1 protein-coding gene is annotated in these 264 nt (G+C 67.4%); it reads left to right on the forward strand.

The genetic code is table 11. The features are described from left to right. Positions 1–264, forward strand: a 264-nt coding sequence (locus ACPYOM_RS22745) for a hypothetical protein (RefSeq protein ID WP_481347703.1), incomplete at both ends; no start/stop codon positions are given.

Here is a 264-nt window from a genome sequence, read left to right on the forward strand (position 1 = left end):
CTGCAGGGCGGCAGCGGCGTCGACGCGTTCTCGGGCGGGACCGGCAACGACACGATCGACGGCGGCGATGGCCGCGACCTCGTCTCGTACACCAACGACTACGGCGCACTCCCGATCACGGGCGTGGGCGTGAAAGTCAACCTGGCCACCGGCGTCGCCACCGACAACTGGGGCAACACGGATACGCTCGTCAGCATCGAGGACGTGTCGGGTTCGCGCTTCGCCGACAAGCTGACCGGCAATGGCGCCGATAATGCCCTGATG

This window comes from Monashia sp. HAY1-2A (assembly GCF_056755315.1).